This window comes from Lactococcus sp. dk101 (genome assembly GCF_009601055.1).
GTDB lineage: Bacteria > Bacillota > Bacilli > Lactobacillales > Streptococcaceae > Lactococcus.
This window is the reverse complement of sequence record NZ_WITI01000009.1, coordinates 47,654-63,262: the sequence shown is the minus strand read 5'-3', so window position 1 is coordinate 63,262 and position 15,609 is coordinate 47,654. Positions and strand designations below refer to the sequence as shown.

Annotated in this window: 11 protein-coding genes, 1 tRNA gene and 2 pseudogenes; 7 read left to right on the top strand and 7 right to left on the bottom strand. The window is 32.2% G+C overall.

Annotated elements, in window-relative coordinates; translation table 11 throughout:
• Positions 1–56 precede the first annotated feature (56 nt).
• Positions 57–1,535, top strand: a complete 1,479-nt coding sequence (locus GHI45_RS07800; RefSeq protein ID WP_228386053.1) for a GH25 family lysozyme — start codon at positions 57–59, stop codon at positions 1,533–1,535.
• 769 nt (positions 1,536–2,304) lie between these two features.
• On the opposite strand, the gene GHI45_RS07795 is transcribed toward GHI45_RS07800, so the two are convergent.
• A complete protein-coding gene (locus tag GHI45_RS07795) occupies positions 2,305–4,203 on the bottom strand; it encodes a bacterial Ig-like domain-containing protein (RefSeq protein ID WP_147780763.1) in 1,899 nt (632 codons plus the stop codon).
• A 182-nt stretch (positions 4,204–4,385) separates the two neighbouring features.
• On the opposite strand from GHI45_RS07795, the pseudogene GHI45_RS07790 reads away from it, so the two are divergent.
• Positions 4,386–4,463: pseudogene (locus GHI45_RS07790) on the top strand (IS6 family transposase); the annotation flags it as partial.
• A gap of 268 nt (positions 4,464–4,731) precedes the next feature.
• On the opposite strand, the gene GHI45_RS07785 reads toward GHI45_RS07790, so the two are convergent.
• Entirely contained in the window at positions 4,732–6,483 is a 1,752-nt protein-coding gene (locus GHI45_RS07785) for a hypothetical protein (RefSeq protein ID WP_147780762.1), read from the bottom strand.
• Between the two features lie 189 nt (positions 6,484–6,672).
• Between GHI45_RS07785 and GHI45_RS07780 the strand changes: the two genes are divergently transcribed.
• Positions 6,673–7,784, top strand: a protein-coding gene (locus tag GHI45_RS07780) for an IS3 family transposase (RefSeq protein WP_147780923.1) whose coding sequence is annotated in 2 segments (ribosomal slippage) — positions 6,673–6,889 and positions 6,889–7,784 — 1,113 coding nt in all. Because the reading frame shifts where the segments join, the coding sequence is not laid out codon by codon here.
• A 109-nt stretch (positions 7,785–7,893) separates the two neighbouring features.
• Here GHI45_RS07780 and GHI45_RS07775 read toward each other — a convergent pair.
• The 3 genes from GHI45_RS07775 to GHI45_RS07765 form a co-directional block, all read right to left on the bottom strand.
• Positions 7,894–8,061 (bottom strand): hypothetical protein, encoded by a 168-nt coding sequence (locus GHI45_RS07775; protein ID WP_153497423.1) that lies wholly within the window; start codon positions 8,059–8,061, stop codon positions 7,894–7,896.
• Positions 8,062–8,260: 199 nt separating this feature from the next.
• On the bottom strand, positions 8,261–8,461 hold the full coding sequence (locus tag GHI45_RS07770; protein WP_147780555.1) for a cold-shock protein: 201 nt from the start codon (positions 8,459–8,461) through the stop codon (positions 8,261–8,263).
• 252 nt (positions 8,462–8,713) lie between these two features.
• A tRNA-Met gene (locus GHI45_RS07765) sits at positions 8,714–8,787 on the bottom strand.
• Between the two features lie 374 nt (positions 8,788–9,161).
• On the opposite strand from GHI45_RS07765, the gene GHI45_RS11580 reads away from it, so the two are divergent.
• From GHI45_RS11580 to GHI45_RS07745, 4 genes are all read left to right on the top strand, one after another.
• A complete protein-coding gene (locus tag GHI45_RS11580; RefSeq protein ID WP_052727812.1) occupies positions 9,162–9,500 on the top strand; it encodes an ArsC/Spx/MgsR family protein in 339 nt (112 codons plus the stop codon).
• Positions 9,501–9,730: 230 nt separating this feature from the next.
• On the top strand, positions 9,731–9,913 hold the full coding sequence (locus GHI45_RS07755; protein ID WP_147780556.1) for a type II toxin-antitoxin system HicA family toxin: 183 nt from the start codon (positions 9,731–9,733) through the stop codon (positions 9,911–9,913).
• A gap of 2 nt (positions 9,914–9,915) precedes the next feature.
• Positions 9,916–10,308, top strand: a complete 393-nt coding sequence (locus tag GHI45_RS07750; protein ID WP_228386052.1) for a type II toxin-antitoxin system HicB family antitoxin — start codon at positions 9,916–9,918, stop codon at positions 10,306–10,308.
• A gap of 29 nt (positions 10,309–10,337) precedes the next feature.
• Positions 10,338–10,742: an ArsC/Spx/MgsR family protein gene (locus GHI45_RS07745; RefSeq protein WP_147780558.1), complete on the top strand. Its 405-nt coding sequence runs from the start codon at positions 10,338–10,340 to the stop codon at positions 10,740–10,742.
• A 314-nt stretch (positions 10,743–11,056) separates the two neighbouring features.
• Here GHI45_RS07745 and GHI45_RS07740 read toward each other — a convergent pair.
• Both GHI45_RS07740 and GHI45_RS07735 read right to left on the bottom strand, forming a co-directional pair.
• Positions 11,057–12,020, bottom strand: a pseudogene (locus tag GHI45_RS07740) (IS30 family transposase).
• A gap of 375 nt (positions 12,021–12,395) precedes the next feature.
• Positions 12,396–15,413: an ATP-binding protein gene (locus GHI45_RS07735; protein ID WP_187230138.1), complete on the bottom strand. Its 3,018-nt coding sequence runs from the start codon at positions 15,411–15,413 to the stop codon at positions 12,396–12,398.
• Between the last annotated feature and the right edge of the window lie 196 nt (positions 15,414–15,609).

The following is a 15,609-nucleotide window of genomic DNA, read 5'->3' as shown; positions in this document are numbered from 1 at the left end:
AAACTAAATTTTCAATATTATTTTTAGATATATTATTTTTTGTGTATAATATTACTATGATGAATTTTAAAAAGATACAAAAAATAATTTTATTTACAGTGCTTATATTTACAACATATCTTACTTTTGAAGTAAAAGCTGATACAACGGTTGAAAATAATGTCATGGGGAGTTTTATCACTGCCTCTCTACTAGATGAAACCGAGAGTGATACAGAATCGGTTTCATCTAGTTCGAATCGCTTGCGTTCAGCAGCCGGTACTCAGAATGGTTGGGGGACTGACGCTTATGGAAACACGACCTACTATCTCAATGGTGTGAAAAAAACAGTAGGTATCATTGCGCATCCGAATGATGATGGCTACACCTATGCCTATTCAGATTCAACGAAAAGCACAGTGATTGCAAAACGATTAGATCATGCAGGAGATATCAATAAATCACTGACGAATCTCAACACTGATGTCGTGGATATTGCATCTTATCAATATTGGATGAAGCAATCTGACTTTTATCAGATAAAAACACAAGGAGTGAAAACGGTTGTAATTAAGCTCACAGAAAGCACAAATTATATTAATGATTATGCCAAAAGTCAAATTCAAATGGCAAAGAATGCTGGCTTAAATATTGCAACCTATCATTTTGCAATATTTGGAAAAACGAGCAATCAAGCCACTGCCAATAGCGCTGCGATAGCCGAAGCAAAATACTATGCTTCACAAGCACAATCCCTTGGGTTACCAAGCAATACTGTTATGATTCTTGATGCTGAATATGCTGGTACAGCTTCATCTGTTTGGACCAATGCATCAATCGCCTTTAAAAATCAGATGACTGTCTCAGGATATCCTCAGGTAAAATATTATACCTCAAAGAGCTGGGTAACAGGTGGAGCAATGAATGCTTCAACGCTTGGAACTAAAAACCTTTGGGTCGCTCAATATCTCTTCGGTACACCAAAAACAAACGCTACTGGGTGGGGAAATATCTTAGATAACAATTCCCAATACGGTGCACTGCAATACAGCAGTCAGATGTATTTTAATAATCAATCTTCTGTTCAACCAGTTGACACCTCGGTTGATTTATCAAACTTCTTCAATAGAATCCCAGCACTGTCAACCCCTATTTACAGGCTCTATAATCCCAATAATCTTGAACATCTCTACACATCTAGTCTCAATGAAAAAAATACATTAGTAAATATCGGCTGGGGAAAATATGAAGGCATCAGCTATTATGCACCAAGGTCTGGTGGAACTCCAGTTTATCGGCTCTACCACCCGGGTATTAGAATGCATCTCTATACCACAGATACCAACGAAAAAAATGTACTTTCTAAGTCTGGATGGAAGTATGAAGGAACAGTATTTTATGCGGATACTAAAGTAACAGGAAATATTCCAGTTTATCGACTCTACCATTCTGGAATCAAACAACATCTGTTTACCACAGATGCCAACGAAAAAAATGTACTTTCTAAGTCTGGATGGAAATATGAAGGAATTGCATGGTACGGTAGAAATTATTAAACAAAAAAATAAATACTTCCTCTGAATGATCTGAGAACCCTGTTCAAGGCTCTGAAACATGATATATTAATCTGGACAAGTGCATAAAAACTATTAAACAGGGCGTATAACAGTGACATAATTGAATTCACGGAGGAAAAAATGAAGGAAATTATTCCATTAATATTTGTAATCATTCTTTTTATAGTAATCCAATTTAAAAACAATCAGGACGAAAAAAGTTGAGAAGGCATGGAAGATATATTAAAAACGAAGCCCGTTATCAGAATTAGATTATCAAAAATTTAGAAAGGAATACTACCGCCCTTGATCAGAGCCTAATTATAAATTATTTAAAAATTCAAAGATAGTAATAACTAGATCAGTAATTTTATGTTATTTTTATTACTTATATAAAATAGTATTTGCGTTTTTAACTTAATTGCTGTTGCATCAGATGAAATATTCTCCTAACAAACTACCTCATAACTGTTAAGTTATGAGGTAGTTTGTTCTAAAGGCATAGAACTTTAATTTATTCTTAAACCCAGCGGTAAATAGTGGTGTGACTCGCCTGTACTCCTCACTCATAAAGAATCAATTGAATATCGCGATAGTTAAAATTATAACGGAGATAGTAATCTACAGCAACAATACTTACTTTTTTGAAATTATTTGCCTTTTAAATAGTTCCTACTCCTAGCCTCACAATCTTTTTTATTCATTTTACACTAAAATAGACTTATCGGGAAATCTTACACCAGAACCTTTTTATCAATATTTCTGTTTTCTACTTTGAAATATAGACAACTGCTGCTGAAGCTCCCATGTTTTTATTGTCCGCTTTCCAAGAAAGTAAACTCCAAATTTGAGATATAGAATGACGACCGCTGAATATTACTCCATTCCATGGATCAGTTACAGTAGTGTAGCCACCTGAATAACCACGTAAGACAACGATATGACGAACCCCATTGCCTAAATCAAGACAAACTGTTGCAGGATAACCTTGACTAAGATAGCTTGCAAGCTGACTTGATGAACTCATAACTTTGTAATTTAGTCCCCAATGACTTGCAACCATTGTTAAATCTGATTGAGCTGAACCTACTTCAGGATAACGGTCAAATGAACCGTAAGTATGTGCATAATCGGCGGCTTGAACTGGTGTGATTGTTTTTCCAAATCCTGAGACAACCATTGCAATAGAAGCCATTCCACAGCCTGTGTTACCTAAAGTATATCCTGCATAGTATTTATTTACCCAGCGTGTATCTCGCTGAGAATAATAAGGCATAGAGAACTGTTTAGTGTATGAACTTGTATTAGCATTGTAGTATTTCAGAGTACCACCAACAGAGTACCAACCTGACTTTTTACCTACTTCTGCACCGTTTTTATCCCCTGTTTGATAAACATACCAAGCGACACCCTCATTTTTCCAACCACGTTGAGTTGTTAGGACTTTTTGTTCATATGAATCCGTTGTAAAATTGTGTTTTTTGATTCCAGAGTTATAAGCACGATAGGTTTTTTCTGTTCCCCCTGAATAAAAAGCAATTCCCTCGTATTTCCAACCACGGCTAACAAGAACATTTTTTTCGTAGAGGCTAGTAGAGTAGAAATGCTCGCCTACTGTGCCTAAGTAAAGACGATAAATCGCATTCCCACGATCAGGAGCATACCAAGCAGTTCCCTCACAAGTCCACCCACGTTTTACTAAAACAGAACGTTCGTAGTAATCTTTGGTGTAAAAATGTTCATAGGAATCAGGGTTATACATTCGATAAACTGCTACTTTTTTGATTGGAATTGCAGTAACCGTAACCGTTACTTTTTTAACGAGACTACCGTTTGTAACGGTTAACGTGTATGTTCCAATTTTTCCAGTCGTAACTGAACCAGTAACCTTTAGGTCTGTTACTTTGAGGGCTTTTCCGTTGCTATCCGCTGCAGAGATGAAGAAAGAAGCGTAGTTAAAACTTGAACCCTGAGTTAAAGAAACATTCTTAACATTAAGTGTTGTTAAATCCGCTTTAACAGTAACTGTTATTGTCTTAGTAATACTTCCGTTTGCAACAGTTAAAACATAATTTCCTGCCTTTGAAGTATCAACCGTACCAGTAATTTTCAGGTCAGCTAAAGTGAGCTTATTCCCTAAACTATCTGTTGCAGAATCAAAAATCATGTCATTTTTGAAAGTTGAATTTTTCATGGCAGAAACACTACTTTTTAGATTAAGTGAAGTCTTGTCTGCCGTAACTGTAACCTTGATTGTTTTTTCAAGACTACCATTCGTTACTTTCAAGTCGTATGTTCCAATTTTTGTAGTATCAACATTTCCTGTGATATTTAGATCATCTACTACAAGTCCTTCCCCTCTGCTGTCGGTTGCAGAAACAAAAAAAATACTGTTTTCAAAAGTGGTATTTTGAACGACTGTGATGTTTTCTTTCACGTTGAGCGTAGCTATGTCAATTGTAGAAGTGTCACTTGTACTTGTTGCAGGTGCTGTTGAGCTTTCAGTTGTTTCTGTACTTGAATTAGACTGTTCTGTTGTTGCAAGATTTTCTGATAATGTGGCAGATGATTGAGTGATCTCGTCTGCCAAAGAATGACTTGCAAACAAAGGCGTTGTGAATACACAAGCAAGTCCCATGATGAGCAAGGCTTTGTTTGGACTTTTCATAAAATATTAATTTCTTCTAAATAAATTGAATGATTTTTTTATTACATAATAATTACTTATATTTACAATTATATCACAAAAGCGTTATTGATGCCAACTTCATTTCAAAATAATTATATTGAATTTTTTTTACAGGTCTATTTTCGTATAAATATAAGGAAAAAGTAGTGAGGGTAGGGAGTATGAACCATTTTAAAGGCAAACACTTTCAAAAAGATGTAATTATTGTTGCAGTAGGTTACTATTTCCGATATAATTTGCAACAGAACCATCAAAGTTGATGTAAATCAACGTTATAAAAAATTAAATGATAAAAAAGAACAGCATTAATTTTTTAGTATATTGGTCAAGTATATTACTACCTTTTCTCAATGAATTTAACAATGTGATTCCTAAATGGATGCATATTCAATCAAAGAGCTCATAACTTATAAGTTATGAGCTATTTTAGTGTATATTGATTGAAAATAACAAACACTCGCACTATTTGGTCCAAAGGAATGGTTATAAATATTTAAAAAGATTCTACTAACTCTTCTTTCTATATTTATTTTTAACAGATGATACCAAAATAGATAACGAAATAACTAACCAAGTTACGATAGAAATAACAATAGCTATTTTATGACCGAGGGTCTTTTCGTATGTTATCGTAATTTCAGAATTATCTCTGTTTTCTATTACTAGCCAGCCGTCTTTATCTTTATAGCTTTTAAGTTCTTCTCCCTTATCGTTTGAAGCCTTAAATCCATTCAAATAAGTGATGGAAGTTCTTATTTTTTTTGTTTTTTCTGGAATATCGTTTATAACAAATCTGAATTTATCTTGCTTGTAGTGACCAAAAGTTCTTTGATTATCGAAATAAACTGCATTTTCTATAAAATCATTTGAAGAAACTTGATAAGTTGGTGGGAAGTTAATAACAGGTGCAAAGGACTTCTGATTTTCTATTTGATAACTGCCACTATCAATGTCATATCCACCTTTTTCATTAGGTATTCGTTTAATTTGTTGAGATGTTCTATAGTCCATAAAACCATTAACTCTGTAATACCCTTTGCCTGCATCTGGGCCAAAATATCCAAAATTACTATTACTTAAACCTTTTATAATATTATCATTTGTTGCATAGTAACTTGAAATATCAAAACTTGTCATGTTTCCTGTAAAGATATTTTTTTCTAAATTAAAATTTTGACTACAAAAAATTAAATATATGCATAGAATAAATACGAAAACATTGTTTTTTCGCTTCTTTTTACTATTATGATAGTTTTGAGCTATATTTGAAATAAAAAGAGCGATTAGAAAATAAAGAAAAACATCAAATCTAGAAAGATTTTGTATCATGTCTATAAAAGATAATCGTTGTAAAAAGTAGTAAGGGAGCAGATTACTTTGCATAATCCCCACAACAACAATTCCAATCAGAATGATCTTTGTATCGTTATCAAATAATTTATAGGTCGCCGCTACAATAATCATGATTAAAAATAAAACAATAATTATATCTTGAAATGAGAAACCATCTGAAAGACGTTGCCACCACGACACTTTTGACGCAGAATTACTCAAAATACCGCTACTACCCAAATTTAAGGCGGGAACCTTTAACCAATCATTTGCAAATTTTTGTTGTAAAAGAGGGATGGTGAAAATTAGAGTAGATAAAATAATTTCTACAATAGAGTAGCCCCAAGTTATGGCTCTCGTTTTTGTAATTAGCCGTCTTTTAAATAAAACGAGATACGTGAATAATATAACTGCATATATGATAAGAAGATATGTTGTTAGCAAGTGAGTTAGTGTTATTAAAACAATACCAATAACTAATTCGTATCTCCATTTTTTAGCATCTCCTAAGAGAGTTTGATAGATTCCAATAATTGCTAAAGGTAAGAAGATATAGGCTATTTGTTGATTGTAAGTTCCCATGTTCAGTAGTCTTGTATTGAAGTCTGTGTACCCAAAAATATACAAAATTGAAAATAGAAAAGAAAAATATAAAGATTTTTTCAGTTTATAATAAACATGGTATGCTATATTTAATCCAACAGTATGAAAAATAACATTAAAAATTATAAGTGTCAAAATTGGTTTCTTAATTATTAATAACAACAATGCTATTGGGTAATTAGCAAAGTACGGGTAAAAAAAGTTGACAGCATAACCTTGTTTATTAAAGGTAAAATAAGAAATATCTGGAAAAATTTTACCATATTTTATATTATTTACGATTTCATAAATTCGAGATAAATGAAACCATGCATCCCAATCCATTTGAAATCGTTCAAAAACCAAAAAAGGGATTATAGGGATTAATGACATTATAAAAAAGAGAAAAATTCTTTTATATCTATTTTTGAGTATATTCTTTAGCATTGAAGTCACTTTCTTTTATGAAGTAAGAGTGATGTTATCCTTAAATCTTAGAGTCATTATTGTATAATTTACACAAAGGAAAAAAACATGCAAAAACGATACTCAAAAGAATTTAAAGAAACCCTTATTGACTTCTACCATTCTGGGCAATCCGTTACACAGCTTTCTAAAGAATACAGCGTGTCTCCTGCAACAATTTATAAATGGATCGACCTCTACTCTAAGTCTAATGAAAGCTCAGTTTCTAAAGCTGATTTTCTAGAATTAAAAAGACAACTAGCAAAAGTTAAGGAAGAACGAGACATCTTAAAAAAAGTATTGACCATATTCGCCGAGAAAAAGAAGTGAGTGCTGCGGATATGACTCAAACCATTAAAACTTTAGCACTCAATGTCAGGCTCAGCTGTCAACTTCTTGGTGTCCCTGAATCAAGTTATTATGAACGGATCAATCGACGTCCTTCCAAAACTCAATTACGGAGGCAACACTTGGCAATTAAGATTGTCCAACTTTTCAAGGCGAATCGGGGAATCTATGGGGCACCTAAGATTCAGCACCTCTTACTAAATCAAGGGGAAAAAGTAGGGTTAAACCTCGTACAAAAAATAATGAAACAACTTCAGATCAAGTCAGTCGTCGTTAAAAAATTTAAACCAGGACACTCCGTTAGGGATGGCATTAAAAGAAAGAACCTCATACAAAATGAGCCTACAAAGAAAAATAAGGTTTGGTCAACCGATATTACTTATATCCCGACTCAACAAGGCTGGGCTTATCTCTCAACCATTATGGATCGTTACACTAAAAAAGTCATTGCTTGGGATTTAGACAAGCGAATGACTGTAGAATTAGTACAAAGGACTTTGATTAAGGCATTGGAATCACAAAACTATCCAGAAGCTGTTATTCTTCATTCTGACCAAGGAAGTCAGTATACAAGTCATGAGTATGAAGAGACAATAAAAAATTCTGGACTCACCCACTCCTTCAGTCGTAAGGGGTATCCTTATCATAATGCCAGTCTTGAATCTTGGCATGGACATTTAAAAAGAGAGTGGGTGTATCAATTTAAATATAAGAACTTTGAAGAAGCCTATCAGAGTATTTTCTGGTACATTGAAGCCTTTTATAATTCAAAACGAATCCATCAAAGTTTAGGCTATCTTACACCTAATCAATTTGAAAAAGGAATTGCTTAAAATAAATACATTAAAATTCTACGTTTGTGACTCTAAAAACTTGACTTAACGTCACACCAATCTATCAGTTAATATTAAAAGACCCTGAAATTTTTCTCAGAATCTTTTTTTATTTGATTTGGTTAGTATAGGCCATGCTTTTAGTTGCACGATCAATGACACGTAATTTCTTTTCAAATTCAACAATAATAATATTTTGATATTTCTTTTTATCTGAAACAACGACTAAAGCTTCGCTTCCATCTGATAATATTATTTTTTCGCCAACTTTAAACATATTTTCTCCCTTACCCATTTCACTGAATGATGTAATATTTTATTTGCTAGAATTTAGTTTTGTGAGCATCATTGTAGTGTTATCTAAAGAGAAATAAATTCCATTAATTTTTATTGTATTTGTACTTTCTATTTTTTTAATAATATCCTCCTATTCTAGTTAATATAAAGAAAAAGAACCCAAACAGGTTCTTTTCTAATTAAGCCTTTTGAATAATTGTAGCTTGAGGTCCACGTTGACCTTCTTCTACATCGAAAGTCACTTTTTGACCTTCGTTTAATGATTTAAAGCCATCTGATTGAATTTGTGAGAAGTGTGCAAACACATCTTGTCCATTTTCAGATGTAATAAATCCAAAACCTTTTTCTGCGTTAAACCATTTTACTGTTCCATTTGCCATTTTTATAGCCATCCTTTTTACAAAATTGTAAATCTTATTTTGTGAAAAGTGAATCGATGAAACTTTAAAACAGTTAACTCATTACAAAATCTACCCTCTAATAATAACACATTTTCTAATTTTAAACAAGATGTAACATTTTAGTAAAAATATTAAAAATACGAATAAAATAAAAAATCGTACAATCACGATCCTCTACTTCAATAATATTAAGGAAATATCACTTCATTTCCGCGTAACCTATTGTGCGAATTGCGGGAATAGGATTTGAACCTATGACCTTCGGGTTATGAGCCCGACGAGCTACCGAGCTGCTCCATCCCGCTTGCTAATAATAACATTTAATCTATCACTAGTCAATATTATAGACTTAACTATATTTTACAATATAAAAGCACCTGATAAGAGGTGCACTTGATAATTTGAATATTCTTCTCTATTCCATCATATCATAATACTGAAGCACAATTCAACAAAAGGTGATATAATAAGTTAAAAAATAAATGAAATTAGAGAATTACACAGTATAATCCACCACCATTCTGAACCTGTTAATTAGTCTTATCTTTTCTTTATCACATTTTTTCTATTTTTCGAAAAAACACTTAATACAAGAATGGCTCTATAAAAATTAGGAGAATTTAAAATTATTTTTTTATGTTATGGTACCCTTAGTAACAAGTCAGTAAAAGATTGTGAGTTGTGGCTTTCTAGTCATCATTTGCAATTTAAAAAAATTAAATACAAAGATTTATCTCAAAAAAATATTTCACATATTCTTTCACTAACTGAACGAGGTTTCGATGACATTATTATTGATGGAAATAAAACACAAGAATTATTAAAAAACAGGCCCTCAAATGACACTATGTCATTTTCTACGATGACATCTTTTATTCTACGTCATTCTGAAATTCTTAAGAGCCCCATAATCTTCGATAATTGTCATCTCCAAATTGGCTATAATAAAGATGATATCCGACAATTCATTCCTAGAAATCAAAGAAAAATTTGGCTTACAAAAAATTTATTCAATTGAATAGTTTTCGAATGTTATTGTTAAAAAACGGCTCATAACTTAACAGTTATGAGCTGGTTTTGTAGCTATTGATATTATTGATTTTCTAACAGCTCATAACTGGGTATTATAAAGTAAAAGAAAACAAGATGAATTATCTACAAAAAAAAACGTGTATGGAGCGTATAAAAATTGTCAACGTGTTCAATACGTGCTATAATATAATTATGAATAAAGAAGGGCTGTTGTGAATGAAAACAAATGAAGTTAAAAAACTTCTGAAAAAGAACGGTTGGTGGAAGTTACGAGAGGGCAGTAATCATGAAATTTGGACTGACGGTAAGAATTTTACCCAAGTTGTAAGACACCCTAACATGAATGATATAACCGTTAAAAATAGTATTATAAAGAAATTCGGATTAAAGGAGAAATGAAGATGAGAAAAGCTTACCCAATTATTATTTCAAAAGTCGACGACGTGATGCCTTACAGTGTTTATATCCCAGATTTTGATGCATATACACAGGGCGAAGATGTTGCTGATGCAATAAATATGTCAAGAGACCTGATTGGTCTGACAGGTTTAGCAATGACCGAAGACTTTCACCAAGAAATCCCTCTACCAGGGGCAGTTGAATTCAAATTAAAGGAAAATGATACATTTACATTAGTTGATATTGATTTTGACCAATATAAACGTGAGAATGATCGAACACCAGTTAAGAAAACGTTAACAATTCCATCATATCTCAACACATTAGGTGTTGAGAAAAAAGTGAATTTTTCAGCACTCTTGACACAAGCACTTCAAGAAACATTGAAAGTTTAATTTTCAAAAGAGAAATAAAAGGGAGCGATATGATTTTTTTATGTTACAACTCACGGGAAAATAGTTCAATTAAAATTTGTGAGCAGTGGTTTGCTTCTCATAATTTAGAATTTAAAATCATAGAATTTAAAAATTTTACTCCAAAAGAATTAAATCATATTCTTCATTTAACAAATAGTGGCATTTCCGAAATTATTAAAAAAGGTGAACGGACGACTAATATATTTAATGAATGTCAAATTGGACAAACAACCTCTTTTTCTCTGTTAATTTCGTTTTTACTTGAATATCCAATTGTTTTAAAAAGTCCAATTATTTTTGACGAAGAACGCCTGTTAGTAGGCTATGATAAATCCGATATAAGACAATTTATTCCTCGAGAGGAACGATTGATAAGCAGACAAGAAAAGAAAAATGTTCCAAACAGCAAATAAATCACTTACCTTTTCATAAAAATTGATAGAAGTAAGTGGTATGATATAATTAAATTGTAGAACTTTCTTGCAAAGTTTATCAACTCCGAATCCCTATTCAAAAGTAGGGTTTTTTAATGTTAAAAAGACTATATTTAACTTTTATTTGCAAAGTAAGCGTTTTAATTATATACTTAATATAGCGTAGTTCTTTCCTTTCTTTGTAAAAATTTGATAATGTCATACAGCGACAGAGACACGCTGTTACAAAAATGAACTGCGTTGTTTCAAAAAAACGAGCCATCAACTGTTAGATGGTTCGTTTTTGTTTTACTTTACTTGGCAAATTGCAAGTTTAATCTAGCCACCTTGTAACATCTGAAGCGGTGTCTGATACTTGAACATCTTTCTTGGATAATGATTCATCCAAGTTTCAATACGAGCGACTTCATCCGAAGTCGTTTTTGTTGTTCCTTTAGGCAAGAATCGTCTAATCATGCGATTATGATTTTCGTTAGTTCCTCGCTCAAAGCTGGCATAAGCGTGACAATAATACACAGGACAAGCCACAGCTTCACTCAGTTTGGCAAATTCACGACCATTGTCCGAAGTGATGGATTTGAAATAAAAGTCCTTTTGAAGCTCACAAAGTGCTGTATTGACCGACAAAGCAGACTTATCTGGAATCAAGCGAATGATTTCCAAACGTGTGACACGCTCCGTCAATGTCAATAAACACGCGTTCTTGGTTTTCGTTAAAATGACGGTGTCAATCTCCCAATGCCCGAATACAGAGCGGTTGTTAATCTCTTCTGGACGTTCTTCAATAGACAAGCCGTAAGGTCGCTTTGGATTGGTTTTACGGAGCTTTTTAGCCTTCTTGTAGTGCGGATAAATCAATTCATGATATTTCACATCAAGAAACCCTTTTTCAACCCAGTTGTAGAGCGTTTTAAGACAGACGGCACCTAGAAAACCTTGAAGAATCACTTCTAGGGATTGCTTATCTCGCACACCGTCCATAATGGATTGGTTCAATTCAGCTGTAAGTTTAGAACGACGACCACACTGCTGTTTATTGGCTTCGTGCCGTTCTTGAGCAAGTTTTGCAAGATATTTGGTCTTTGTTTTGAGCTGAACCAATCCTAGTTTAATCTCGTTATTGATGGTCTGAGGCGCCTTATTCAGTAAGTTCGCAATCCGTCGATTACTGAAGTTATCCTTGTTATGCCACCGTTCAATACATTGTCGCTCTGAATAAGTCAGTTCTTTATACTTCGTGTTATAATAATCTTGCATCTGAATCCTTTTCTACTTGTAATCTCACAATTCAAGTATAAGAAATTCAGGTGTTTTTTGCTTGTCTTAGAGTAGCTAAACTAATTTTACAATTTACTTTTTACTTTACTTATTATTTTTTACTGCGTCTTCCAATAATTTATCTACTTTGAATAGTGGAAGAACAAATTTGTCATTGTGTTTTAACAGACCTTGAAACTGCTTGGTATCGTCTTAAAAACATTTTTCTTTACTTCTTATCTTCAAATAAAAAGTTTTAGGGGGAAATCTTGGAAACATCTCTTGAAACATAAATAGGAAAAATTACAAAACCAATCCAAATTGAATAGATAATTGAAGAAAAAAACAATTTGAATGGAATTTTCTTTTATTGCATTAATAACATTTGAGTATTTCTAATGTTTTAGTTACGACACCGCAATCTAAACTGAGGTATAATTCTTTGTCTCCAATGATATAAAATTCTTTTTTTGCTCTAGTTGCTGCGACGTTCATTATGTTTGGCTTAGAAATTACCCATTGTGCTGCTCTTTTTTCTTTTGAACTTGCTCCAAGAATTAAAAAGACTATATCGGCTTCTTTTCCCTGAAATGTATGAACTGTTCCTATTCTTGATTGGTCGAACCCAATATTTCTTAAATCTTTTTTCAATGTATCAACTACATTCTTAAATGGAGATATCACAAAAACATTCTCTTCTCCTTCTTCTTGGATATTTAAATTCTTTTTCAACACTTCCTTTAAAAAATCGGCCTGTTCTTTCACAAATTTATTATCTGATTCCCCTTTAATATCGAACCATTCACCACGTCCGGGTTCGTTTAATGATTCGGGAAGAACCATTCTATTACGGTATGAAATTTCATTAGATATTTTGAACATTGGATTTTTACAACGGCGATGAACCCATAGAGGAATGCCCACCCAATCATTTTCCGTTTTATAGTATCCGAATTTACTTGCTTTATCTACAAGTGTTTGCACTGATGCATAACCATTAACCACATTGTTTAATGCATTGTATTTTGTGGCGATCAATCCAATAACTCCTTCACTTAAGGAAACAACCGGTTGTATTTGAGAGGGATCACCAACCGCCATTATTTTCTTACTTCTCATTATTCCTCCAACTGCAGCCTGTGGTGTTGCTTGTCCCGCTTCATCAATGAATAAATTAGCAATTGAATTAGTGCCCAGATATTTAAACATCTGACCGAAGCTTGCAAAAGTGGTACTAATAACAGGAACAACGAGATTTATCCAATTCCATGATAATGAAATAAGGTATTTTTTTTCAGGTATAGCATACCTTGATGTATTTTTCCAAATTTCGACGCTTCCCGCTATGCTTTTTTGGTTTTCATATAAAAATTGCTTTCTTACACTCATAGATAGGATAAAAAGTTTTGATTGTTCTATCCGATATTTTTTATCAAACCAAGGGTTATCTTGCTGAAATTTTGAGTAAGTTTGTGTAAAATCAGGAGGTGAGAATTGAGAATTGTTAATTTCTGTACTTAGATCTCTTATTTTTTTAGATAAATCTTCTATTTTTTTTAGATTATCTTTCTTCCACTCTTCAAAAATTTTTTTACTGTTGCATTCAAAAGAGATATGTTCTGCTCTCGATTTTTTAAGCATGATATATGCTTGACTCTTTCTGTTATATTCTTTATCAAGACTGAGCTGTTTTTTATAAATTTTAGAAATAGATGCAGTTAACGCTGAAAGTTGTTCGATGTATATCGCAACAGATTTGCTATGAAAGAGTTTTAAAATATGAAAAGCAAGAGGTCTTTGCTGCTTCAAAATACCTAGGTCAAGATTTAATTGTTCCAATTTATATCGATTATCTTTTGTAATTTGCTCATATTTCACAAAATCAGTAGAGAGCACTCCTATTTCTATATCTAATCCTTCAATCAGCCTATTAATTGTAATATTTTCCTGTTCTCTTTTTTCTTTTTTATATGACAACTGATTTTGAAAAGTTCTTGTTTCATTAATTAATTCATTTCTTAATAAATCTAATTGTTTAATTGTATCTGATATTTTTTGTGCATCTTGTCTCATTTTATTTACAAGATCATATTGTTTTGAAAATTTACTGTAAATTTCTTTATCGGATATAAATAAAGTCGATTTTAATTCTTTTGATATCTTGCTTACAATTTCAAGTAAATTGGACATATTAGTCCTATTCCCTCCCTCAGAAGCAAAAACTCCCCAAATATCGTCATCTTTTATATTGGAAAAATAGCTAGAGAACACTTCATCTTCTAAAAATGTCTCGTCTATTTGCATTTTTTGAGGTAATTCATTAACAATATTTTGGACAGCAGCATTATTTGAGCTTGCTACAAGTATGTTGTATTTGGATATGTCATCAGGAAGTCTTGCTATACCAACGTTCATATCGTACATGTTGCTTCTTCTCAAGTGTTTATCTTCTAAATAACAAATTTCATATGCTTGGCGAACAGCAAGATCAGCGAAAATATCCTTAAGTAGTGTTGTCTTTCCCGTACCAGGAGGCCCATTTACCCCATATACATCATCTTTACCATTCAAATAAGTATTTACGGCAATCTGTTGCATTAGCGATAATCCCCAATCAGGATTTGATGGGAAACGTCCTAAAGGATACTCTTTTGGTTCGAGGATTTGATAAATATCTTTCTTATTGAAAGAAGTGCTTAACTGATCACTATCTAAATTGGAACGGGGACCTAAAAAACCTAGCAGATATTTATCTACATTTTTAGAATTAATTTTTTTTGCTAAATCTAATTCATTGATATAAAATGAGTGAAAGTATAGTTTCCTATTCTTTACATCCTCATGAATTTCATAATAATTATTTTTAGTTAATACTGATTCTTTTTTTATTAATTTTGATAATCCTTCATTGAAATTGTTTTCGAAAATTTCAAGCATCTCATTTTTTAATTCCTCATTTTCAATGAAAATATCTGAAGGTATATTTAAATAATGATGCACGTATCCACTTATAGTCAAAAATATTGAATCTTCTAGAAGTATAAAATCACCGTTATCTTCCATGAAAGTCAGACACCATGTAAATTTGTTTGTTTTACTCTCTTCTCTATACTCCTCGGGTAAATGAAAAAATTTTGATAAATCCTGAATTAATTTATCAAAAGAAAATACATCAAAATAAATTGTAAATCCACGCTTTTGCAATTTTTTATTAACATTCTTTTGATTGTATCTAAATTCCGATAATTTATCTTGGAAAAATATTAACCAATCGTTCGAATGATTAGGCAAACGCTTATATTTTTTGTTTCTATTTTCATTAACATTTATATTACCTTCTGAAAACTGCTCTATTGTAATCCAAGAATTTAATATATTATTTTTGCTAACCATAACGTATCTCCTTATCTTTATCATTAAACTATTAAATGCAATAAAATTAATAAAACAATTGTATAAGATTATTATAGCTCATTTGACAAGGAATAGCTTATTGCGATATAATAAAGGTAAATAAAAAGGACTTGCTTCGAACAGGTCCCGTGTAACCGTTTTAAGAACGGTAGCATACTAATCATAAAATGGCCTA

Bases quoted from the DNA above. Each gene is read 5' to 3' on its own strand.
- GHI45_RS07800 (WP_228386053.1), top strand. From the start codon at position 57: ATGATGAATTTTAAAAAGATACAAAAAATAATTTTATTTACAGTGCTT.
- GHI45_RS07795 (WP_147780763.1), bottom strand. From the start codon at position 4,203: ATGAAAAGTCCAAACAAAGCCTTGCTCATCATGGGACTTGCTTGTGTA.
- GHI45_RS07785 (WP_147780762.1), bottom strand. From the start codon at position 6,483: ATGGATTGGGATGCATGGTTTCATTTATCTCGAATTTATGAAATCGTA.
- GHI45_RS07775 (WP_153497423.1), bottom strand. From the start codon at position 8,061: ATGTTTAAAGTTGGCGAAAAAATAATATTATCAGATGGAAGCGAAGCT.
- GHI45_RS07770 (WP_147780555.1), bottom strand. From the start codon at position 8,461: ATGGCAAATGGAACAGTAAAATGGTTTAACGCAGAAAAAGGTTTTGGA.
- GHI45_RS07755 (WP_147780556.1), top strand. From the start codon at position 9,731: ATGAAAACAAATGAAGTTAAAAAACTTCTGAAAAAGAACGGTTGGTGG.
- GHI45_RS07750 (WP_228386052.1), top strand. From the start codon at position 9,916: ATGAGAAAAGCTTACCCAATTATTATTTCAAAAGTCGACGACGTGATG.
- GHI45_RS07745 (WP_147780558.1), top strand. From the start codon at position 10,338: ATGATTTTTTTATGTTACAACTCACGGGAAAATAGTTCAATTAAAATT.
- GHI45_RS07735 (WP_187230138.1), bottom strand. From the start codon at position 15,413: ATGGTTAGCAAAAATAATATATTAAATTCTTGGATTACAATAGAGCAG.